This is a genomic window from Polaribacter sargassicola (assembly GCF_021991835.1).
In the GTDB taxonomy this organism is placed as follows: Bacteria; Bacteroidota; Bacteroidia; order Flavobacteriales; family Flavobacteriaceae; genus Polaribacter; species Polaribacter sargassicola.
The window spans coordinates 322656-347037 of sequence record NZ_JAHDAU010000001.1 but is presented as its reverse complement, the minus strand read 5'-3'; the positions used below and the strand labels follow the sequence as shown (position 1 = coordinate 347037).

Sequence of the window (24382 nt, the reverse complement as noted above, 5' to 3'; positions counted from 1 at the left end):
AGAGAAGATGGTTCCAATAAATATCATCTTCTCTTTAATAGAAAATTAATTAAAAAAATGGAAACAAAAACAATACAAATATCTGCAGGAAAAGGACCTGCAGAATGTGAATACGTAGTTGCAAAAGTGCTTAGAATATTCTTGTTAGAATTGATAAACAATAAGATTGACTATACAATTCTTAATAGAGAAACAGGCATAGAAAATGGTACTATACAATCTGTAAGTATTCAATTAAATGGAAACCAACTTGCTGAATTTTTGCAACACTGGTTTGGTACAATTCAATGGATAGGAACCTCAACATTTAGAAAGTTTCACAAACGTAAAAACTGGTTTATTGGTTGTTTCGAGGTTGATATTTCATCAGCAATCAGCATAAAAGAAAATGAAATTCAGTTTCAAGCCATTAGAAGTTCAGGGGCAGGAGGTCAACACGTAAATAAAGTAAATTCTGCAATTAGAGCAAAACATATACAAACAGGTTTACAAGTTTTGGTAATGGATAGCAGATCTCAACATCAAAATAAAAAAATAGCTATTAAAAGATTACATGAAAAAGTGGCGAGTTTTAATTTAGATCAGGCAAATGAACAGCTTAAAAATCAGTGGGAAAATCATCAAGAATTAGAAAGGGGAAATCCTATTAGAGTTTTTACAGGAATTGATTTTAAACAAATTAAAAAAAGTAAATCATTTAAGACTAAAAGAAATCAGTTGAAGAATGATTTACGAAAACAATTAGAATAAAGAGTATTGTCAGTTCGAGTGATTTTGAAGAATGAAAAATTGTATCGAGAACAGGAGTTTTCAAAAACTTCTCGATACTAAATTATTTTCCTCTACGGTGCAAATAATTTCACTCGGAGTGACAATTTAATAAACAATTACAAAAATGGGAACATTAGTAAACAATTATGTGTTTAAAGCATTAGAAAATTATCCATACGATTTAGAAGAAGTTATGGAAGCTTTAAATTATGCTTTATCATATGATGAAAAAAACACAATGGCTCTAACTTTAATGGGTAGAGTTTATGCAGAAAAGTTATATAAATACGATGAAGCAATTGTTTATTTTAAAGAAGCTTTAGCCGAAAATATTAATGCTTTTGAGGTTTACGCTCCATATATTAATACACTTTTATGGAATGAAGATGTTAAAGAAGCAGAAGAATTTATAGATTTTGCATTAACTGTAAAAGGTTCAGATAAGGCTGTTTTGTATTTAAAAAAAGCCATTTTAAACGAACAATTAAAAGAGTATACAAAGGCGTTAGTTTATATAAAAAAAGCAAAAGAGTATGCTTACAACTCTGATTTTATATCAGATATAGATACAGAAAAAGATCGTATTAAAGGGAAAATGCCAAAGAGAAAGAAAGTAAAGAAGATTAAAAAAGCAAAAAATGAAAAATAAAGTGAAAATCACAGGAAAAGAAATTATAGCATTAGGATTTAAATCAGGAAAATGGTTTCCAGAAGCTATAGCACATATAAATGCAAATGAATTATCAGAAACTGATATGATTGCTTATTTAGAACAATTTAAAGTTGTAGAAATTGATTTATTAGAAAATCCAGCAGATTTTAAAATCAATATAAAAGCAGAGAATGAACTAGAAGAAAGTAATGTAAATGCTGTAGTTAAATCTATGGAAGTTTTAATGAAAACTCCTACAATAGTAGATGGTGCAATTATGCCAGATGCTTGCCCTACAGGATCATCTGGTACAATTCCTGTTGGTGGGGTAGTGGTGGTAAAAAATGCAATTCATCCAGGTATGCATAGTGCAGATATTTGTTGCTCTGTAATGTTAACAGATTTTGGTAATGCAAAACCTAAAGACGTTTTAGATGCAGCACATGCTGTAACTCATTTTGGACCTGGAGGAAGAGATAGAAATGAGCAATTCAGATTTCCATCAGATTTATTAGCAGAAATTGAAGCCAATCCTTTTTTAAACAACCAAAAATGTATTTCTGCGGCAAGAGCACATTTAGGAACTCAAGGAGATGGAAATCATTTTTTGTTTGTTGGTACCTCTAAAAACACAGGAAATACCATGTTAATTACACATCATGGATCTAGAGGTTTTGGTGCAAACTTATATAGTAGAGGAATGAAAATTGCAGAACGTTTTAGACAAGAATTGTCTCCTAAAACTTTAAAGCAAAATGCGTGGATTCCTTTTGATACAGAAGAAGGAAAAGCATATTGGGAAGCTTTGCAAATTGTAAGAAAATGGACAAAGAAAAACCATGAAGTTTTACACGATGCAACCTTGCATAAATTGGGTAAACAGCCAGAAAACAGATTTTGGAACGAACATAACTTTGTGTTTAAAGACGGCGATTTGTTTTATCATGCAAAAGGAGCAACCCCTTTAGATAAAAAGTTTATGCCAGATATTACAGGGCCAAGATTAATACCTTTAAATATGGCAGAACCTGTTTTAATTGTTGATGGAAAAACGACTAATAACAATTTAGGTTTTGCACCTCATGGAGCAGGTAGAAATGTGAGTAGAACACAACATAGAAAAAGTAAAAAAGGTACAGTAAAGGATATTTTTAGAGAAGAAACCAAAGGTTTAGACATCCGATTTTTTTCGAATGAAATTGATATTACTGAATTGCCTTCTGCTTACAAAAATGCAGCAACTGTAAGAAATCAAATGAAAGAATTTGGTTTAGGAGAAGTTATAGATGAGGTACAGCCTTATGGTTGTATTATGGCTGGTGATTGGCAAAAAAACGCACCTTGGAAAAATAAAAGAAGACAATATAAGAGAAGAAATAAATCTTAAAATTGCAAAAACCACGCAATTTGCGTGGTTTTTACATTTAATATAAACAAAACTACTACTTAATTGAAATGTTTGAGTTTTTTATAACAGGTTTGTTATTTGGCATTTGTACTCTGTAAGTTGTGCCATAATTATTTTCTTTTTGATAATAATCTGTAGAAATTACTTGAGCACCACTAGAAAAAGCAGCATTTGCTCTGGTCATATCATTTACTTTAGCTTCATAAGTTTCAATATCAGAACGAGTTCTAACCATATATCCTTTTGCTACAGCTTCTTTAATATCATTTTGTCTCATAATAGCATTGTCTAACAATAAAAATCCTGAATGTGGTTCTCCTGCATTTGCCTTAACAAACATTGTTCTTCCTTTAAGAGATGGATGATTTTTAATGTAAGCTCCTTCGGTTGTTAAACCAGCACCTCCTGGTAATAATAAAAAGATAAATTTACCTAAAGAAGATTTTAAAGTTGGCCAATTTTTAGCTAAAACAGCTTCGTTTAAAGTAGCATATTCTTGTCTTACATCATCTGGAGTAATAATTTTATCACGACCTAAAATGTTTATTAATTGCGCATCTAACTTATCATATACATCAGAAGTAAAAGGTACAATTTCTGCCGAGTTAGGAAAAACTGCCATTCCTTTATCTTTAGCCTCTATCATAATAAATATAGGAGTATGAGTAGGGTTTTTGTCAGACCAAGATTTTAAATCTGTTAAAGCACTCTCAAAAGTGTTGTAATGCGATAAAAAATCGATATCTGGTATGTGCATTACTTTAAAACCAGGAGTTTCTAAACCAGTTGCATCAAAAGGTTGAAAGTTGGTAATTCCTTTGGCTTTTAAAACATCATAAACGGCAGGTTTGCTAAATTTTCCTCCTTCAGGATCATAAACAATATCAATTGCTAATGAACGCATACCAGCATCTAATTGTGTAGGAAAATCTGGAAAACTATAAGAGATCATTTCTTTAAAAGACATTTCGTTTGGGTGAAATTCTTTCCATTGTTCTTTTTGTATTTCAGGCATTTTATCTTGTAATCCTTTTAGCATTTTGCTAAACATTGGATCTAGAAAGTTCATAATAACAGCATCTCTTTTTTTAGCGTAGCTGTTATGTGTTCCTATTACCTGAATTTCATTTATTTTAATATTATTAGGAAGATTTACGGTTCCGTTTTCTATTAAAATTTCTTTTTCTGTATTTTTTGTTGCTTCTTTTTTACAAGCATTTATTGTTAAAATAATTGCTAAAGCAGCAACTGTTTTTGTTATGTTTAAATATTTCATAATTAATTTTTTGTGTTTATTGGGTTTGTTCTCATTGGTTTTCCGTTAGGAATTTTTACCCAATAATCTGTATTATAGTTGTTTCCAGGTCTAAAAAAATCAGTAGAAATAACTTGAGCGCCACTTGTAAAAGCAGCATTTGCTCTTGTCATATCATTTGTTTTAGCTTCGTATGTTTCTATGTCTGATCTTGTACGAACTAAATATCCTTTTTTTACAGCTTCTTGTATTTCTGTTTGACGTACAATTGCATTGTCTAACAATAGAAAAGCAGCATGTTTTTGTCCTATTTCTGATTGTACAAACATTACTCTGTTTTCTAATACGGGATGATTTTTTACATAATCGCTTTTAGAAGCCAAACCACCACCAGAAGGCAATAATAAAAAGATAAATTTTCCTTTAGATTCTTTTAATAAAGGCCAGTTTTTGGCTAAAACAGCTTCTTCTAAAGTTGCATAACCTCCACGAACATCATCTGGAGTAATAAGTTTATCTCTTCCTAATGTGTTTTTTACTAAGGCATCCATTTCATCAAAAGCTTGTTCTGTAAAAGGTAAAACTTTAGCAGAGTTAGGAAAAATAGGAAACCCAGAATCTTTAGCTTCTATCATTATAAAAATAGGTGCGTGTGTTGGGTTGTTGTTAGACCATTTTTTTAGTGCTTTTAATCCGCCTTTAAAAGTTGGGTAATGCGTTCTAAAATCTATATCTGCCATGTGTAATAGCTTAAAACCAGGTTTACTTAAACCAACAGTATCAAAAGGAGCTAAATTTGTAATTCCTTGTTGTTTTAAGATTTCGTAAGTAGCTGGTTTGTTAAAACGGTTTCCTGTAGGGTCGTAATAAATATCTAATTCTAAAGAACGTAAACCTGCGTCTAATTGTGTTTTAAAATCTGGATGATTATAATTAAGCATTTCGTTTAAAGGCATTTCATTTGGATGATATTCCTTCATTTTTGCTTTTTGTTCATCTGTCATATTTGCATTGTATTGGCCCATTAATTTTTTAAAAATAGGATTCATCAATGTAAATACTTTTTCATCTACAGGTTTTGCGTAACTATTGTGTGTACCTAAAACTTGTATTTGATTTATTTTTAAAGTTTCATCAATTTTAATAGTATTATTTTCTAAAGAAAATTGAGAGCTTTCTTTTTTACAAGAGCATACTAAAAGTATGCTCCCGATAAAAAGAGATGTTATTAATTTTTTCATTTTTAAATAAACTATCTAATATTAAAACTTAAACCTATTTGACCTCTAATACCAGACCATCCAGCTATTTCTGGTCTGTCTGAGTTTCCGTGGTAATATCTGTTTTGAGCATTTGTAATATTGCTTATTTCCGCAAAAACTCTTAGTCTGTCGTTAATTGAATACGACGAAGAAAAGTCTACAGTAAAATTATCATCAAACCATTGGTAATGGTCCGGACCAGCTGCACTTCTAATAGAGCTTACATATTTACCTTTTAAATTACCAGCAATACGTGCTAAAAATTTATTGTTTTCATAAAATAAGATTACATTTCCAATGTGTTTTGCTTGTCCTGGTAAAGTAGTTTTATAACTTCCTGTTTGCACACCATTGGTATAAGTTGGTATTTCTACTTCAGAATTTATGTAAGAATAGTTTAGTTCAACCCCAATATTTTTTAAGAAATTATCCATTTTATCAAAACGTTTTACCAAACCTAATTCTATACCATATAACCAAGCATTATCTAAGTTTTCTGGTCTAGATCTAATGTAATTTTGTCCGTTTAAGTTTACAATGCTTTGATCATCATAAATATAATCTGTTAAACTTTTGTAGTAAGCACCTGCAGAAAGTAAGCCTAAACCTTCTGGATAAAACTCGAACATAGCATCAAAATTATTAGAAAAAGTTGGGTTTAATGCTGTATTACCTTCTGTTATAGTTAAAGCTATTTCGCTAATTTGTGTACCTGGGTTTAATCTGTTAAAAGTAGGTCTTGCATAAGTTCTTGTATATGCAGTTCTTAAAATTGCTTTTTCAGAAAGGTTAATTTTAGCATGTAACATTGGTAAAAATGCGTTGTACTTTTTTGTCTCTTTTATTTCTTCTACCGTTGCACCATTTGCATCTGTACTTACTTTAGAACCAATAAACTCTAAATGATTAGATTCGTTTCTAATACCACCAATTAATTCTAATTTATCTGATAATTTATAATTACCCATTACATAACTAGAATATACTTTTTCTTTTGCAGTATAAGAACTTGGTGCATTAGATGGTGCATCTTTTGTTAAAACGGTTAATAAACCATGTTGAGAAGCAAACTCATCTGTATACATTTTATCAATTTGATTATTTGTAATTGATTCTATTTTTACATTATTGTAAGTATTACCTAATTCATTTAAAAAAGAGCCATCATAAGGTGTGTTTTCTCTTTCTAAATCAGATAAATATAATATTGGTGCACTGTCTGGTATACCTAATAAAGCAGATTGTAATTTAACTACAAGAGAAGAGTTATAATCTCTTTTTTTATGAGCTAGTTTTCCTCCAAATTTTAAATCTAATTTATTGTTAGCGTTGTAAGTAAAATCTAAATTACCTGTATAATCTGTTTCTTTTTTATCTAAAATTGATAATAAAATTTGATTTAAACGAGCTTTTGACGGATCTAAAGCAGTTTCATTATTAGGTAAAATATTATCTATTTTACTACCAACATTGTTAGGAGAATCTTGTAACATATACACTAAACCGTCTGAAGCACGACCACCATAAGTCATAGATTGTACAAAATTTACAATTGGGTATCCTCTCTCACTTTCTGGTAAGTTGTCTGGCGAGTCTAATTTAAATTTTGATGAAGCTGTTTGTATTGCAGCATCTAAACTTAAACGATCTGTTAAGTTAAACTCTCCACCTAATTTTAAAGAATATAAATCTGTAACATAATCTGCGTGACGAGCTTGATATTGTACATTATTTTGATGGAAATTAAAGTAAGTTTCTCTTACGTTTTGTTGGTCTAAATAGTTAGAATATAGTCCTTTAAAATAGATTTTGCTATTTGGTGTTATTTTGTAATCCATAGCTAAATTGTAACCAGTAGTTACACGTCTTGCCAAATAATCTCTTAATTGTAAAGTATTAATTCCGTAAGCTTGTTGTGCATCTGTATTAGAAAAATCATAATCAACTCTGTATTGATTAATACCAGCTCTTCTATCCCAAATTACAGCAGAAGCTATAAAACCAAACTTATCATTTATTCTATCTCCATAAACAAAAGAAGCATTATAAGAAGGGTCATCTGCTCTAGTATTGTAACCACCTGCAACTGTTGCGCTAATTGTTTGTTTATTTGGTGAAGATTTTGTGATAAAATTCATAGAACCTCCAATAGCATCACCATCTATATCTGGTGTTAAAGCCTTGCTTAATTGTACATATTGAATTAATTCTGTAGGAAAAACATCTAATTGAGTATAACGCTCATCACTTGCACCACCGGCACTTGGTAATCTATTTCCGTTTAAAACTGTAGAAGTCCAATGTGTTGGTGCACCACGTACAATAACACGTCTTCCTTCTCCCATATCTCTTTCTATAGAAACCCCTTGCATACGTTGTACAGCTTCTGCAGCATTACGGTCTGGTAATTTACCAATTGCATCGGCAGCAATAACTTCTGTAATTGCTAAGCTTTTCTTTTTCATGTTTAAAGCTTTAACCTGAGTTGGAAAATAATTTCCTTTTACAATAATTTCATCAAGAGCATTTTCTGTTCCTAGAATTTTAATTGTTCCTAAATTAAGGTTTTCTCCATCTTTAAGGGTGATAACAATCTCTTTAGTTTTATAACCTATGTAAGAAATAATTAAAGTTTGTTTACCTGTAGTTGTGGTATAAAAATTAAATTCTCCAGAAAAATCTGTAGTTGTACCTAAAGTAGTACCTTTTAAATAAACAGATGCACCTGGTAATACATCTATTTCATCTGCTATGGTTCCACTTATTTTTAATCCTTGAGCAAAGGAAAAATAAGATATTAACAGAAAAGAAACTGTTAATAAAAACTGATGTTTTGTACTTTGTTTCATTTTTTTTGATTGTAGTTTTTTATTTTGGTTTAACTGATGCGGCAAATAAAAAAATAAATCTCAAGATAAAAGTTCAATGTGTTTGGTCTGAACATGAAAGAGTTTAAACTAAACGGAACGTTCTTTTATTTTGTTTAAAATCAGTAAGTTATGTGTTATTAAGCTAATGTTATGAAAGTGTAAATAAAAAAACACCTTGTTTTTTTATTGTAATTATTTTATGTTTTTACGGTATTCGGAAGGAGTAACACCTGTAATTTCTTTAAAATATTTTATAAAAGTTGTTTTAGATTTAAAACCAGAAAAATGAGCTATTAAATTTAGATTTTCGTTATCGAAAGTTTTCATTCTTTTTTTAGCTTCTTCTACACGATACTCATTTATAAAAAGGAAAAATTTTTTATTTAAATTCTGATTTAAAACTTCTGTAATATTATGTTTAGAGGTTTTTAATTCTTCTGCTAATTTTGTTAAGGATAAATCGTGTTTTAAATATGGTTTTTTAGTAACCATATATTCTTTTAAAGTTTTTAAAATTTCTATTTTTTGATCTTCCTTTAAGGTAGACTTTTCATACTTAGGGCTGTTAACTTTGACCGTTTTTTCAGATAGAACAATAGCTTCATTTAGTTTATCTTGATATCTTTTTTTTAGAAAAATAATTAAGAAAATTATAAAGCCCAATAAATTTGTAACTAAAAAAACTGTAATTAATTTTGGTATAATACCTATTTTACCAGAGTATAAAATTAAAATACTTAAAAGCCACAAAATAATAGGGTACTTTAACCAAGAAAGGTTGTTGTTTTTACTTTTATAAATTAGATACAAACAGGTACTAAAATATAATACTACAATTGTAAAATAACAGATGTCATACACTTTCTTATAAGGCATTATCCAGCTATAATCTTTGTTAAAAACAATATTACAACCAACAATTATAAAGTAAATTGTAAATAATATACTGGGTAAATAATGTGGTATTTGTTTGTTTTTAGGCATTATTTTACCTGATAGAACACTTTTTATGTAAACGTACAATAATGGAGGAGAAACCATTGTAATAGAAGGAGAATACGATTTAAAAAGTACATTTTCCTCAAAAATTAGAAAACCAAATTTTAAAATTAGTATACATGCAGAATTTATGAGTAAAAACCAGAGAATCTTTTCGGTATTTTTCTGAACTAAATCATCTTTAAAAAGAAAAATAGCGATTAATGTTTGAGATAAAACAGCAACAAATAAATATTCCATAATTTACAAAGAGCAAATTACTGCATTTTAAATTCCATTTTTCTATCAAAAAGTAACAATTAACTTAAAAATAGAATAGAAGTAACATTAGATTTACATTTAAAAACAAAAAAACCACGCAATTTGCGTGGTTTATATTTTTATAAAAGAGATGATTTATCTACAAATCAAAACCAATATTAACACCTAATTTTTTGGCAATTAATTTTGTAATTCTAGATTTTACCTCTGGTATTTTAACGCTTTCTAAAACTGTATTAGCAAACGCATACATTAATAATGCTTTACCTTCTTTTTGCGGAATACCACGTTGTTGCATGTAAAATAAAGCATCATCATCTAACTGACCAATTGTACAACCGTGAGAACATTTTACATCATCAGCAAAAATTTCTAGTTGAGGTTTAGCATTTATTGTTGCTTTATCACTTACTAAAACATTGTTGTTTTGTTGGTAAGCATTTGTTTTTTGTGCTTCTTTTTCTACAATTACTTTTCCGTTAAAAACTGCTGTAGAACGCTCATCATAAATACCTTTGTAATCTTGGTGAGACTCACAATTTGGCTCTATATGATGTACTAAAGTATGATGATCTACATGTTGTTTTCCTTCAATAATTGTAACTCCTTTTAAAATAGAATCAATGTGTTCTCCATTTTGATAGAAGTTTAAGTTGTTTCTTGTAATATTTCCTCCAAAAGAAAAAGTATGTACAGAAACTACACTGTTAGATTTTTGATCTACATACGTATTATCTACCAAAGAAGCGTTAATATCATCATTCTGAATCTTATAAACATCTACAGTAGCACTTTTTTCTGCAAAAATTTCTGTAACTACGTTAGATAAAACTGCGTTTGATGTTAAACTTTGATGACGTTCTATAATTTGCACATGTGCATTTTCTTCTACAACAATTAAATTTCTTGGTTGTACCATTGTAGAAACATCTGCACAAGTAGAAAAGTTAATAATTTGTATTGGCTTTTGTACTTCTGTATTTTTAGGAATATGAATGTATGCTCCTTCTTTTGCAAAAGCAGTATTTAAAGATGTTAAATTGTCTTGTTTTGCAACTTTGTTAAAATACTTTTTTATTACAGGTTGGTATTTTGGTTTTGCAAAAGCTGCAGACATTAAGCAAACATCTATCTTATCGTGTGTTGTTTCAGATAAAAACGGACTGTATTTTCCATCAATAAAAATTACTTTGTAAGTATCAATATCATGAATAAAATACTTTTTTACGTCTGCTAATTCTACAGAAGTACATTTGTTAGGAAACATGCTGTAATCTTCTTTTAAAACAGAGTTTAAAGAAGTATACTTCCAAGCTTCTAACCTTTTTGTTGGAAAACCTAATTTTTCAAAATTTTCTAAAGCTTCTGTTCTAATTTCATGTACATCAGAATTGATGTCTACTTCATTTTCAAAAGCTACATATGATGATAATATTTTGTCTTTTAATTCCATTGTTTTTTAGTTTGAAAGTTAAAAGCTGAAAAGTTTTAAAAGTTAATTATTAACTCTTATAAACTTTAAGAACTTTGTAAACTTTAGGAACTTTTGTACTTTTAAACTAATTCCTGTTTAATCCAATCGTATCCTTTTGCTTCTAATTCTAAAGCTAAAGATGCATCACCCGTTTTTACAATTTTTCCATCGTGTAAAACGTGTACAAAATCTGGTACTATATAATCTAATAAACGTTGGTAGTGTGTAATTACAATTACTGCGTTGTCTTTAGATTTTAATTTGTTTACACCGTTTGCAACAATACGTAAAGCATCAATATCTAAACCAGAATCCGTTTCATCTAAGATGGCTAATTTTGGCTCTAACATTGCCATTTGAAAGATTTCATTACGTTTTTTTTCTCCTCCAGAAAATCCTTCGTTTAAAGAACGCGATAAAAATTTACGGTCTATTTCTAATAATTCAGATTTTTCACGAATCATTTTTAACATGTCTTTTGCAGGCATGTCTTCTAAACCTTTTGCTTTTCTAGTTTCGTTAATAGCAGTTTTAATAAAGTTGGTTACAGAAACTCCAGGAATTTCTACCGGATATTGAAACGATAAAAACACACCATTATGTGCTCTTTCTTCTGGTGCTAATTCACTAATATCTTCACCATTTAATTCTATTGTTCCACCTGTAACTTCATATTCTTCTTTACCTGCAATTACAGAAGCCATGGTACTTTTTCCAGCTCCGTTTGGTCCCATTATTGCGTGTACTTCACCTGCTTTAACCTCTAAATTCAATCCTTTTAAAATTGATTTATCTTCTATATTTGCGTGTAAATTGTTAATTTTTAACATCTTTTTTATGCTATTTGCTTTAAGCTTTTGGCTTTAAACTGTTTAATAATTCTTCTAATTTTTTGTATGCTATTGGAGAGTGCTGAATAATTACTTCTGCATTTTTTTCTTTAGCAAAAGCTTCAAAAGTCTCCATACTTTTTAACGTTGTTTCTGCATCATAATTAAATGATGGAACGCCGTTTGTTGCTCTATTTTCTTCAAAGTGATATAAATCTCCTGTTAATAAAACTGGTTTTTCTAAACCAGCAACTTCAACATATAAAGATTGATGCCCAATTGTATGGCCTGGTGTGTATTTTATAACCACAGTTCCATCACCAAAAACATCATAATCACCATTTATTTTTTGTACATTTTTTAATGCTGCTAACGCAGGATTTTTTGCTCTTAATGTATCGCTTAAGTTAAAATTATACTCATTTTCTTGTACAATCCATTTTGCGTCTTTCATATAATTTGCATGACCTGTATGATCAAAATGCGAATGAGACATGGCAAAGTATTTAAAATCTTCAATTTTAAAACCAATCGTTTTTAGTTGATTTACTAAAGAATCTGGTCTTTGTATTCTAAAAACACCACTTGGTTCATCAAAAGGTGTTGGTTGTACTAATTGTTCTGGCAAACCAGCATCCCACATTAAGTTTCCTTTTGGATGAGAAATTACATAATATGTATCTGTAAACTGTTTTGTTTGCCCAGTGTATGTTGTATCTTGAGAAAAAACTTCTAATTTTTTTACAAAAATAGACCCACCCACCAATTGATATAATTTTACATCTGCTTTGGCTGTTTCTTCTACTTTTTTCTCGGTTTTTTTACAACTTACAATTGCTAAACCTAAAAATAAAATGATTAATTTTTTCATGATTTTTTATTTTATCCAACAGAACCTTCTAAAGAAATTTCCAATAATTTTTGAGCCTCTACAGCAAATTCCATTGGTAATTTGTTTAATACTTCTTTACTAAAACCGTTTACAATTAAAGCAATTGCTTTTTCTGTATCTATACCACGTTGGTTACAGTAAAATAATTGGTCTTCACCAATTTTACTTGTAGTTGCTTCGTGTTCTATTTGTGCCGATTTATTTTTAGCTTCTATGTAAGGAAAAGTGTGTGCACCACATTCGTTACCCATTAATAAAGAATCACACTGAGAGAAATTACGTGCATTTTCTGCTCTAGAATTTATTTGTACCAAACCTCTGTATGAGTTTTGAGATTTTCCTGCAGAAATACCTTTAGAAATAATGGTAGATTTTGTGTTTTTACCTAAGTGAATCATCTTTGTACCTGTATCTGCTTGCTGATAATGATTAGTTACAGCAATAGAATAGAATTCACCAACAGAATTGTTTCCTTTTAAAACGCATGAAGGATATTTCCATGTTACAGCAGAACCTGTTTCTACTTGTGTCCAAGAAATTTTGGCATTTGTTTCGCACAAACCTCTTTTGGTTACAAAGTTAAAAACTCCACCTTTTCCGTTTTCATCACCAGGAAACCAGTTCTGAACTGTAGAATATTTAATTTCAGCATCGTCCATTGCAATTAACTCTACAACAGCGGCGTGTAATTGGTTTTCATCTCTTTGTGGCGCAGTACATCCTTCTAAATAAGAAACATAACTACCTTTATCTGCAACAACTAATGTTCTTTCAAATTGTCCTGTTCCTCCTTCATTAATTCTAAAGTAAGTAGACAATTCCATAGGACATTTTACACCTTTTGGGATGTAACAGAAAGATCCATCAGAAAAAACTGCCGAATTTAATGCTGCATAAAAGTTATCTGTTGTTGGTACAACAGTTCCTAAATATTTTTTTACCAATTCTGGATGTTCTTGAATTGCTTCTGAAATTGGCATAAAAATAATTCCTTTTTCGCCCAATGTTTTCTTAAAAGTAGTAGCTACAGAAACAGAATCCATTACAATATCTACGGCAACGTTTGCAAGTTTCTTTTGCTCATCTATAGAAATTCCTAATTTCTTAAAAGTTTCTAATAAATCTGGATCTACTTCGTCTAAAGAATTTAATTTTGGTTTCTTTTTTGGTGCAGAATAGTAAGCAATTTCTTGAAAATTTGGTTTTGGGTAATTTACATTTGCCCAATCTGGTTCTTCCATTTTTTCCCAAACTCTAAAAGCTTCAATACGCCAATCAGTCATCCATTGTGGCTCATTTTTCTTTTTAGAAATAGCACGTACCACATCTTCATTTAATCCTTTTGCAAAGGTTTCACTTTCTATATCTGTATAAAAACCGTATTCGTATTCTTTGGTTTTTAATTCTTGCTCTAACTGTTCCTCAGTATATTTTGACATTTTTTTCTTAAGTTTTAAAGTGAAAATGATTCTCCGCAACCACAAGTTCTATTTGCGTTTGGGTTGTTAAAAACAAATCCTTTTCCGTTTAATCCACCAGAATATTCTAGTGTGGTTCCTACTAAGTATAAAAAACTTTTTTTATCTACAATGATTTTGACATCATTTTCTTCAAAAACTTTGTCGTTTTCTTGTTGATTTTTATCAAAAGTTAGATCGTAAGATAAACCTGAACAACCACCACTTTTTACACCAACTCTCACAAAATCTGTTGTTGCGTCAAAGCCATCATCTGTCATTAGCTCTATGACTTTCTTTTTTGCTGTGTCTGAAACTTTTATCATAATTTTATAGTAGATTAAATCTAAATTGTTTGCAAATATACGATATAAGTCGCATAATAAAAGAAAACTTGCATTATGATACTTAATACATTAATTGGTTTTATTGATAACCTTTTCTTTTTGATGAAATATTAATTCTTAATGATTTTTTTTTGAAAAATTCCTGAGGAAGTTTCTATGGAAATAATATAAATTCCTTTTTTTAATTCTGATAAATTTACTTGATTTTTTGTAGACTCAAATACTTTTTGGCTTAACAAATTGTAAACTTTTATCTTATTAAAAGTTGTATTATTTATGATGTTAATAGAAAGAATATCTTTAACAGGGTTTGGTGAGGTTGTTAAAATGTCTGAATTAATATTTTGATATATAGTGCTTAAAGTAGAACTGTTGTTTTTAGAGATTAAATGATAATCAGGATCAAAATTAACAGAACTAACAATAAAAGGCACGTCTTTTATAAAAGTTTCATTGTTGTTTTCATTTTTTAGAACGATGTCTAAAATTTCACCATTAACTCCATTTATACGAATAGGAACATTCGCTTCAAAAAAGGAAACTGAGGTGTGACTTTGTGTTTGATTTAAGTTAATATTAATGCTATTTGTATTGGGTTGAAACCACTCTAAGTTATAAGTTGGATAACCTTCGTTGTAAACCCAGTCGTTAAAAAACTCGGTTAAATCTAAGCCGCTTTCTGTTTCTAAATGAGTAATTAAATCTGGTGTTTTTGCATAATTATAAGCTAAATTTGTGTCAGAAAGATAATTTTTTAGTGCGTTAAAAAAAGTAGTGTCACCCAATTCTTTACGCAACATGTGTAAAACCATAGAACCTTTATTGTAACTTAACCTGCCATTAAAAATTCTGTTTACACTTGTTGTATCTGTGTCAGATAAGTATACAGCGCCATCAGAGGCAGAGGTTATATAATTTATACTAGAATTTCTCCAGTTTTTAAAAGCATCATTTCCATCTAAATGTTCTACTGTTAAACCAGAAAGATAGGTTGCAAAACCTTCGTTTAACCAAATATCTTTCCAACTACCACAAGTAACTTTGTTACCAAACCATTGGTGTGCTAATTCGTGTGCAATTAAGTTTCTATCAAAACTTCCCATAAAAGAAACGGTTGTGTGTTCCATACCTCCGTTCCAACCAAATTGAGCATGACCGTATTTTTCGTTTTCAAACGGATAATTACCAAACAAATCAATAAAATGATTCATAATATCAACAGTGATTTCTGTACTACTTTTTGCAAGAGATTCACTTTCTGGATACACATAATTTATAATCGGAAAAGGATTATCATTATTAGCAACTGTATGAGAATAGGTCTCGTAATTGGTAACTGCAATAGCAATTAAATAAGCCGGAATTGGGTATTGATGTTTAAAATGTGTTGTTTTTTCTCCGTTGTTAATTGTTGTGCTCTGTTCTAAACCGTTAGAAACGGCAACATATTGTTCTGGAGCAGTGATGTATACATCAATTTCATCAATTTTATCATTTAAATCTTGTTTGCAAGGCCACCAACCTAAAGCACCATAAGGTTCAGAAAGTGTCCAAAGAACAGGTGTTCCGTTGTGTGTATTTATTTCAAAAGAACTAAAACTATTATTTGTTGGGTTTCCGCTGTAAGTAATTGTAACAGATGTAGAGTTGCTAGAGTTTAATGTGTTTTGTAGGGTGATGATTAATTCATCATCAGAATTTTGAGTGAATTGTAAATTGTTATTGTTTTGAGTAACATTACTTACTGTCATATTATCATCTAAATCAAAAATAACAGTATTCATGTTTTCTAAAGCGGTAAATGTTGTGGTTACTTTACCAGAGATGGACGCAATTGCCGGATTTACAGAGAATTCTAATTTGTGATACGTAATATCGTAATTAGAAGTGTTAGAATTTACCTTAAAAGCTAATTTTTTAGCGGCAGATTTTGCCTCAGCTTCAGAAATATTTATACTTTCTTGGGCAGATGTTTTACAGGTTGCAATGAAAATAAAGAAGGATACTGCAATTAATCGAACCATAACTACTACTTTTGTATCCTTAAAAATACTTCTTTTTATTTTTTTAATTATGCTAGAAGACAAAAATCAACAAAAAACATCGTTAGCCGAACTTGGTGAGTTTGGTTTAATTAACCATATTACACAATATTTTAAAATCAATAAAGCATCAACAATAAGAGGTGTTGGTGATGATGCTGCGGTTTTAGACGCATCAGAAAAACAAACTTTAGTTACTACAGATTTGTTAGTAGAAGGTGTACATTTCGATTTAAGTTATATGCCATTAAAACATTTAGGTTATAAATCTATAATGGTTAATTTATCGGATGTGTATGCAATGGGTGGTGAAGCAGAGCAAGTTACGGTTTCTATTGCGGTTTCTAACCGTTTTCCTTTAGAAGCCATTGAGGAATTATATGCTGGAATTCAGTTAGCTTGTGATACTTATAATGTAGATTTGATTGGTGGAGACACAACTTCATCAACCAAAGGAATTTTAATTTCTGTAACCGCAATTGGTAAAGTTGATAAAGGCGAGGCTGTTTATAGAAATACGGCAAAAGAAACAGATTTAATTGTAGTTTCTGGAGATTTAGGCGCTGCCTATTTAGGTTTACAAGTTTTAGAAAGAGAAAAACAAGTTTTTAAAGTAGATCCAAATAATCAGCCAGATTTAGATAATTATACTTATTTAATAGAGCGTCAATTAAAACCAGAAGCACGTAAAGATGTTGTTGGTTTGCTTAAAGATTTAGAGGTGAAACCAACTTCTATGATTGATATTTCTGATGGACTTTCTTCTGAACTTTTTCATATTTGTACACAGAGTAAAGTGGGTTGTAAAATTTATGAGGATAAATTACCTTTAGATCCACAAGTAATTTCTACTTGCGAAGAATTTGAATTAGATTCTACGATGGTTGCTTTAAGTGGAGGAGAAGATTACGAACTTTTATTTACAGTGCCAATTGCAGATTTTGATAAAATAAAAGGAAATCCTAATTTTTCTATTATTGGGCATGTTACTGCAGAAAATCAAGGACTGCAATTAATAACAAGAGCGGGCCAAGAAATAGAATTAAAAGCACAAGGTTGGAATGCTTTAAATAAAGAATAATAAAATTAATAATTAATATAAAAAAAGCGCAAATTTTAAATTTGCGCTTTTTGTTTTTTATAAAACAGTTGTTATTTTCTTTCTTCTGGTTTTCTTGTTAATACAAAATACAAAACATAAAGCCAGCTAAATATACCGTGTATAAATGCTAATAAGACCGATTTGTTTCTTTCCCAAGAAACAACAACAGCAAGTACACTTCCTAAGCCAATTCCGCTTTTTATTGCAGAATTTTTTATTTCACTATTTCCTGTTTGTTGGCTGTAACATTCAATAGAAGTTAAAATAATGAATGTTAAAAATAAAAAGGTCTTTTTCATGGAGTTTGGTTTTAGGCCTAATTTAGCATTTTTTTACAAAATCTTTTAAGATAGCAATTAGTTCGTCTTTGTTTTCTATATGCGTCATGTGTCCAGATGGTAAAACCACGTATTCAGAATTTGTGAATTTAGCTTCTTCAATAGAATTTTCGGCATTTAAAACCGGATCTTTTTCTCCAATAATTATCAACTTTTTAAAAGTTACTTCTTTTAAAAATTGATTAGAATTTGGTCGAATTTTCATGCCTTCTTGTGCCGCAATATAACCTTGTAGAGAAGTTTGTAATGCTTCTGTTTTTACTTGATTAATTTCGTCTTTAAATTTTAATGCATTTTCTTGAAAAAATAAATTTGAAACAGACATTTTTATCATATTTTCAAAATTATTTGTAACTAATTTATTTGCTCTATTTCTTATTTTTTTTCGTTCTTCAGAATCTTCATAAGAAGTAGAGTTTAATAAGCACAAACCCTTTATATTATTAGGATTCATTTTGGAAAAAGCTAAAGAAATATATCCTCCTAAAGAATGGCCTACCAAAATATATTTCCTAATTTTTAATTGCTTTAATACAAAATTTATTACTTCTGCAAATAAATCCATAGAATGGATGTAACCCAAACAATCAGACTGTCCATGACCTAGTAAATCTAAAGTAATAACTCTGTTTCTTTTGGTTAATTCTGGGGTAATTTTATCCCACATTGTGGCATTTTCTAAAAACCCATGAATTAGAACAATTGCAGTTCCTTTTCCTTCGTCAGTATAAAAAATATTAGCGTTTTTATAATTTAAAATCATAGCCACAAAGATACTGTTTGATTCGTTTTTCGAAATCTAAATTATGATAAAGTATTTACTATATTTGGTGTAAATTCAATTCAAAAAATCTTATGTTTTTCAAAAAAGCAACGCTTCTTGCCCTTTTCGTTATTTCATCAACCTTACAAGCACAAATATCAGAAAAGAAATTAGACAACTTAGTAAAAGAAACTTTATCAACTTTTGATGTTCCTGGTATTTCTGTAGGTATTTTAAAAGATGGTAAAATTGTACATGCAAAAGGCTACGGCGTTCGTTCTTTAACCAATAAAAAAGACATGAACGAAAATACTTTGGTTGGTGTTGCTTCTAACAGTAAGGGTTTTACGTGTTTTGCTTTAGCAATGATGGTAGATGCTGGTAAATTAAATTGGGATGATAAAGTAAGAAAACACATTCCAGAATTTCAAATGCACGATGCTTGGGTTACAGAAAATTTTACAGTTAGAGATTTGGTTACACATAGAAGTGGTTTGGGTTTAGGTTCTGGAGATTTAATGTTTTTACCAGAAGGAAATGATTTTACAGTAAAAGATGTTATTAATAATGTAAAATATTTAGCTCCTCAAAGTAAATTTAGAACCGATTTTAAATACAATAATAACATGTTTATTATTGCTGGTGAAGTTTTAAAACGTGTTAGCGGACTTACTTGGGAAGAGTTTATTGAAACTAAAATTATGAAACCTGTTGGTATGACAAGTAGTAAAGCATCTTACAACAGAGTTACTAATAAAACAAATATTATAGATGCTCATACAAGAGCAGACGGAAAAGTAATTCAGATTCCGCATGATTGGAGCGAAACTGCAAATGCTGCTGGTGGAATTATGAGTAACGTAAACGACATGCTTACTTGGGCAAATTTTTTAATGAATGATGCCGTTACTAAAAACGGAACACGTTTGTTAAGTGAAGCTCAGTTTCATGAACTTTGGCAATTACAAACTCCTTTAAAAGTGGCGAAAAACGATGCTTATGATTCTAATTTTAGAGGTTATGGTTTAGGTTGGTTTGTAACAGATGTAAAAGGCGGACATAAACAAGTATATCATACCGGAGGTTTAATTGGTACAGTTACTCAGTTTACTATGATTCCTGATTTAGATTTAGGAATTATTGTATTAACAAATCAAATGAATGGTAATGCTTTTAATACTATTACAAATACAATTAAAGATGCTTATTTAGGTTATAAAAATAGAGATTGGTTAAAAGACTACGGAACAAAAAATGCTAATTATTTAAAATATAACGATAGTATAAAAGCAAGTGTTTATAGCAAAGTTGCATTGGCAAAAGCAGATAAAAACTTACCAAAACCAAGTGCAATTGTAGGTACTTATAAAGATGATTGGTTTGGCAATATTATTATTTCTCATAACGGAACAAAATATAGTATAAAATGCGAACGCTCTTCTACATTGTTTGGAGAATTGTTGCCTTACAACCAAACAACTTATGTTGCAAAATGGAATAATAGAAGTTATGATGCTGATGTTTTTGTACAGTTTTCTTTTGATGAAACAGGAAATGCAACTGGTGCAAAAATGAAATTTATTGCACCGATAACAGATTTTAGTTTCGATTTTCATGATTTAAACCTTAAAAAAGTAAACTAATTTGAACAAAACAAAAGAAATTTGGATTGCAGGTTTTGCACTTTTCTCACTATTTTTTGGTGCAGGAAATTTAATTTTACCACCAACTTTAGGACTTAAATCTGGTGCAGATTGGTGGATTGTTGTTTTAGGTTTTATTTTAACGGCAATTATAATTCCTATTTTAGCCATTTTTGCACATGCAAGGTTACAAGGAACTTTGTACGATTTTGGTAAAAAAGTTTCTCCTGTTTTTAGTACTATCTTTTGTTTTTTAATTTACATAATTGCAGCAGCAATTCCGGGTCCTAGAACAGCTGCTGTTACACATGAAATGGCAATTCAGCCTTTTTTTGATTCGCCACCCATTTTAACAAGTATTATCTACTTTGTTTTGGTGTTTATTTTTGCCGTAAATCGCTCTAAAATAATTAGTTTAATCGGTAAATTTTTAACACCTATTATTGTTTTAATTTTATTACTAATTATAACAATTGCTACATTTACAGCAACAGGAACCATAAAACCATCAACATTTAAAAATCCTTTTATAGATGGTATTTTAGAAGGATATCAAACTTTTGATGCCATTGCGGGTGTTGTAGTTGGTGCAGTAATTATCATCTCTTTAAACTTGCGAGGACATACTACTTTTGATGCAAAAAAAGAGTTGGTTACCAAAGCAGGAATTATATCTGGAGTTGGTTTATTATTAATTTACGGAGGTTTAATTTTTAGCGGATCTTTATTCTCATCAACTTTTACAGAAAATGCGTCTAGAACAGAAGTTTTATCTAGTTTAAGTACACAAACTTTAGGAAGTTTAGGAACTACTTTTTTAAGTGTTTTGGTGGCTTTAGCTTGTTTTACAACAGCAGTTGGTATTGTTACCGGAACTGCAGATTATATAAAAGGAATTTGTAACGATTCTAAAACTGCTTTTATAATTACGGCTGCAATTGCTTCAATTATTGGGATTATTGTGGGGAGTTACAATGTTGGTTTTATTATTGATGTTGCCGTGCCTGCGTTAATGTTTGTATATCCAATAACCATTGTGTTAATCTTATTAAATGTTGTGCCCAATAAATATGCATCTACATTGGTTTTTAGAGGTGTTGTAATCGTGACTTTTATTTTTAGTATTCCAGATTTTTTAGGCTTTATAATTCCTAGAGAAAACTTAACCGGAATTAAAAGTATGATTCCGTTAGCAGAACATAGTTTGGGTTGGGTAATTCCTGCTTTATTGGTTTTTGTTGGGTTGAATTTGAAGAGGGTTCGTTAATGGTTTGTGTAAGCTTTTTTTATATAGTTTAAGTAATGAATTTCTTAAGCGAGTAAAACTACAATAAATTTTATACGTTGTTATAGCAGTTTTTTAATTGGTTTCAATATCATTTAGAGCTCCTATAAAACTATTATACTCTGTAGGTTTTGGAGCTTTATCATTTACTAAATATCCATTTTTATCAAAAATAATATACCTTGGAATAGAATTAAGTTCAAATTTCCTTTTTAGTTGTGAGTTTATTGGATTTAGCAAAAGGTATTGATTATTTAAAGTTCCAAATTCTTTTAATTCTAAAGCTTTTTGTTTCCATTTTTCTGAATCTGTGTCTATTGATATATACACCCAATCTAGAAAGTAGTTCTTAGCAAACAATCCTTTATTTTTTCCTCCATTTTTAATATCATATATGCAAGGGCCACACCAACTTGCCCAGAAATCTATAACTTTAATTTTCTTACCAGTTTTTGCAAGCATATCGCTAAATGTTATAGTATCTCCACTTATAGTAATTAATTTTTCCTCAAGAACCCCCTTAGGAGGCAACTTATTTAACAATTCAATATTTTTTGCTGCCTCATCTATTTTTATTAAATAATTTGAATTTGGGAATAGAACTTTAAACTCTTTAATTGCTTCTTTAATGTTACTGCTATTTCTAAAAGGGCTTACCTCTATGTATTTAAGAATAGTATTGGCAAGTCCTCCTTCTTGTGCTTTGTTGCTAAATTCATTTAAATATATTTCTTTTTCTATTAAAAATTGGGATGGTGAATAAGAGTCAGTTAAATTTTGGTTTAAGTGCACATAACTTCTAAGAATACCCAAATAGTTTTTACTCTTCAATACCTTTGGATTATTCAAGAACTGAAAAGAAAGATTTCTGAAATATGATTCGGAAAATTTTAAAGAAGTTTCTATTCCATATCTTTTAGATACTTGTTCAAAATGACTTGCATCAAGTTCTTTTGCTCGTCCAGATTTATCAATTGTTAAATGAAGGATTCTAGAATAATATTCAAATAGAATTCTAGTACGGGTTTTTTCAATAAAATCTTTACTAACTTCAGGGTTTTTTAATATGAAGTCTCCAAATAAACTATCTCTTTTTTGAAAAACTTCCCAACATTTATTTTTGTATTGAAATAAGTCATTTCTAAATATTGGATACTCATTTAGAGATATATCTTTGTAGAACTTATAATGATTTTTATTCGTTCCATCTACAGATATATTTCCGTTTTTTATGATAATATTTATACTGTCTTCAGGACTAATAAAAATAGGAAGTTCATAGACTTTTTTTGTTCCAAACGCAAGTATTTCAATGTATTGTGATTCTAATAAGTCTTCGGTTTTTAAAAAAATAGAATCTGGATGATTGAGTACTTTAAAATTTTCTGATTTTAAGTTTTTTTTAGGTATATCTAAATAAAAGAAATTTAAATATTTAAATGCTTTTAGGTCATCTGATTTACCGGTAATTATAGTTTCTATTTGTTGAAGAGAATCTTTTTCTTGTAGAATTAACTTAGTTGTTTTTTTGCTTTCTTTTTTACAGCTGACTATAAATAATATTATAAAAAGATTAATTATAAGAGGAATTGAATTTTTCATAATGTTTAATTTTTAGTCTACCTATTTCAGAAAAGAACAGAGTCATAATTTACTATAACGTTAACACTAATATACAACGTTTTAATATTTTATATTCGTAGCTATGAAGTTCGAGTTTAATTCTTTTAGAATTAAACTATCTTGTTAAGATAAGTTTCCACAACTTTTTACGACCAACAAACCAAACGAATCTATATATGGCAGTTCAAGACATTGTAAAATATTCTTTTAAAGAAACCTTTTCAGTAAGTACAGTTGCTTTTGAAAAAGCGTGTACCATAGATCATTCTGTGCAACAAAATGCCTATTCTATTTATTGGATTCAAGAAGGAAAAGGAACTTATAATATCGATTTTGAACAATATCAATTTACAGATAATGTGCTATTTTTCTTATCGCCAGGACAAGTTTTTACCGTAGAATCCGAGCAGATAAAAACTGCTTATAAACTCACCTTTGTACGAGATTTTTATTGCATACAAACCCATGACCAAGAAGTAGCTTGTAACGGAATTTTATTCAACAATATTTACGAAACTCCTTTTGTAAAACCTTGTAAAAAAGACACTCAAAAACTGCAATTTATTTTAGAGAGTTTAATAGACGAATTTCAGCAAAATGAAACCGCACAATATGATATGTTACAATCGTATTTAAAGCAATTTATTATTTCTGCAGTTCGTGTAAAAAAAGAAAATCACATAATAAAAGAAGACACAGAAACACGTCTTTTTAAAGATTTTAGCTTATTGGTAGAGCAGAATTACAAAACCATGCATTCCGTAACAGATTATGCAAATAGATTAGGTCTTTCGCCAAAATCTATTACCAAACACTTTCAGAAATTAGGCGCAAAAACACCATCAGACTTTATTAAAAACCGTATTTTATTAGAAGCAAAACGTTTGCTAATTTATACAGATAAAACCGTAAAAGAAATTGCATTTGAACTCGGTTTTAACGATCCGGCCTATTTTACACGCTTTTTTACCAAGGCAATTTCAAAATCTCCACTTCAGTTTAAAAAGGAGTATTAAATTATTTTCTGTATCATATTTAGCGTAGTCAAAAATATGGGCGTGCCCTTTCAGGTCAGGCTTTCCGTTATATCTTTTTATTTGACAACTTC

Annotated in this window: 20 protein-coding genes; 7 read left to right on the top strand and 13 right to left on the bottom strand. The window is 29.7% G+C overall.

Features of this window, described 5'->3' with window-relative positions; translation table 11 throughout:
• Window positions 1-57: 57 nt before the first annotated feature.
• The 3 genes from prfH (at window position 58) to KI686_RS01425 (ending at window position 2810) form a co-directional block, all read left to right on the top strand.
• Entirely contained in the window at window positions 58-750 is a 693-nt protein-coding gene (gene prfH, locus KI686_RS01435) for a peptide chain release factor H (protein ID WP_237587447.1), read from the top strand.
• 145 nt (window positions 751-895) lie between these two features.
• Window positions 896-1420, top strand: coding sequence for a tetratricopeptide repeat protein (locus KI686_RS01430; protein ID WP_237587446.1), 525 nt, complete (start codon window positions 896-898; stop codon window positions 1418-1420).
• The gene (locus KI686_RS01425) at window positions 1410-2810 is read left to right on the top strand and encodes an RtcB family protein (RefSeq protein ID WP_237587445.1); all 1401 of its coding nucleotides are present in this window, start codon (window positions 1410-1412) and stop codon (window positions 2808-2810) included. Before KI686_RS01430 ends, KI686_RS01425 begins: the two co-directional genes overlap by 11 nt.
• Before the next feature lie 55 nt (window positions 2811-2865).
• Here the strand turns inward: KI686_RS01425 and KI686_RS01420 are convergent, their stop codons facing one another.
• The 10 genes from KI686_RS01420 to KI686_RS01375 all read right to left on the bottom strand — a co-directional run bounded on the left by KI686_RS01420 (window position 2866) and on the right by KI686_RS01375 (window position 16502).
• Window positions 2866-4107: a Ca2+-dependent phosphoinositide-specific phospholipase C gene (locus KI686_RS01420; RefSeq protein ID WP_237587444.1), complete on the bottom strand. Its 1242-nt coding sequence runs from the start codon at window positions 4105-4107 to the stop codon at window positions 2866-2868.
• Between the two features lie 2 nt (window positions 4108-4109).
• Entirely contained in the window at window positions 4110-5327 is a 1218-nt protein-coding gene (locus KI686_RS01415; RefSeq protein ID WP_237587443.1) for a Ca2+-dependent phosphoinositide-specific phospholipase C, read from the bottom strand.
• An 11-nt stretch (window positions 5328-5338) separates the two neighbouring features.
• Complete coding sequence (locus KI686_RS01410; protein WP_237587442.1) at window positions 5339-8197, bottom strand: TonB-dependent receptor; 2859 nt, start codon at window positions 8195-8197, stop codon at window positions 5339-5341.
• A 213-nt stretch (window positions 8198-8410) separates the two neighbouring features.
• Entirely contained in the window at window positions 8411-9457 is a 1047-nt protein-coding gene (locus KI686_RS01405; protein WP_237587441.1) for a helix-turn-helix domain-containing protein, read from the bottom strand.
• Between the two features lie 160 nt (window positions 9458-9617).
• On the bottom strand, window positions 9618-10931 hold the full coding sequence (sufD, locus tag KI686_RS01400) for a Fe-S cluster assembly protein SufD (RefSeq protein WP_237587440.1): 1314 nt from the start codon (window positions 10929-10931) through the stop codon (window positions 9618-9620).
• 101 nt (window positions 10932-11032) lie between these two features.
• Window positions 11033-11782 (bottom strand): Fe-S cluster assembly ATPase SufC, encoded by a 750-nt coding sequence (gene sufC, locus KI686_RS01395; RefSeq protein ID WP_237587439.1) that lies wholly within the window; start codon window positions 11780-11782, stop codon window positions 11033-11035.
• A 19-nt stretch (window positions 11783-11801) separates the two neighbouring features.
• A complete protein-coding gene (locus KI686_RS01390) occupies window positions 11802-12653 on the bottom strand; it encodes an N-acyl homoserine lactonase family protein (protein ID WP_237587438.1) in 852 nt (283 codons plus the stop codon).
• 11 nt (window positions 12654-12664) lie between these two features.
• A complete protein-coding gene (gene sufB / locus KI686_RS01385) occupies window positions 12665-14113 on the bottom strand; it encodes a Fe-S cluster assembly protein SufB (RefSeq protein WP_237587437.1) in 1449 nt (482 codons plus the stop codon).
• A gap of 14 nt (window positions 14114-14127) precedes the next feature.
• Complete coding sequence (locus tag KI686_RS01380) at window positions 14128-14457, bottom strand: HesB/IscA family protein (RefSeq protein ID WP_237587436.1); 330 nt, start codon at window positions 14455-14457, stop codon at window positions 14128-14130.
• A 131-nt stretch (window positions 14458-14588) separates the two neighbouring features.
• Complete coding sequence (locus KI686_RS01375; protein ID WP_237587435.1) at window positions 14589-16502, bottom strand: M1 family metallopeptidase; 1914 nt, start codon at window positions 16500-16502, stop codon at window positions 14589-14591.
• A 49-nt stretch (window positions 16503-16551) separates the two neighbouring features.
• Here KI686_RS01375 and thiL point away from each other — a divergent pair, with 49 nt between their 5' ends.
• Complete coding sequence (gene thiL / locus KI686_RS01370; RefSeq protein ID WP_237587434.1) at window positions 16552-17601, top strand: thiamine-phosphate kinase; 1050 nt, start codon at window positions 16552-16554, stop codon at window positions 17599-17601.
• 71 nt (window positions 17602-17672) lie between these two features.
• Here thiL and KI686_RS01365 read toward each other — a convergent pair whose 3' ends face one another.
• Both KI686_RS01365 and KI686_RS01360 read right to left on the bottom strand, forming a co-directional pair.
• Window positions 17673-17921: a hypothetical protein gene (locus KI686_RS01365; protein WP_237587433.1), complete on the bottom strand. Its 249-nt coding sequence runs from the start codon at window positions 17919-17921 to the stop codon at window positions 17673-17675.
• A gap of 22 nt (window positions 17922-17943) precedes the next feature.
• Entirely contained in the window at window positions 17944-18723 is a 780-nt protein-coding gene (locus KI686_RS01360) for an alpha/beta fold hydrolase (RefSeq protein ID WP_237587837.1), read from the bottom strand.
• A gap of 92 nt (window positions 18724-18815) precedes the next feature.
• Here KI686_RS01360 and KI686_RS01355 point away from each other — a divergent pair, with 92 nt between their 5' ends.
• On the top strand, window positions 18816-20366 hold the full coding sequence (locus tag KI686_RS01355; RefSeq protein ID WP_237587432.1) for a serine hydrolase: 1551 nt from the start codon (window positions 18816-18818) through the stop codon (window positions 20364-20366).
• Window position 20367: 1 nt separating this feature from the next.
• The gene (brnQ, locus tag KI686_RS01350; RefSeq protein WP_237587431.1) at window positions 20368-21633 is read left to right on the top strand and encodes a branched-chain amino acid transport system II carrier protein; all 1266 of its coding nucleotides are present in this window, start codon (window positions 20368-20370) and stop codon (window positions 21631-21633) included.
• Between the two features lie 93 nt (window positions 21634-21726).
• Here brnQ and KI686_RS01345 read toward each other — a convergent pair whose 3' ends face one another.
• Window positions 21727-23253 (bottom strand): TlpA family protein disulfide reductase, encoded by a 1527-nt coding sequence (locus KI686_RS01345; protein ID WP_237587430.1) that lies wholly within the window; start codon window positions 23251-23253, stop codon window positions 21727-21729.
• 197 nt (window positions 23254-23450) lie between these two features.
• Between KI686_RS01345 and KI686_RS01340 the strand changes: the two genes are divergently transcribed.
• Window positions 23451-24290, top strand: coding sequence for a helix-turn-helix domain-containing protein (locus KI686_RS01340; protein WP_237587429.1), 840 nt, complete (start codon window positions 23451-23453; stop codon window positions 24288-24290).
• Window positions 24291-24382 lie beyond the last annotated feature (92 nt).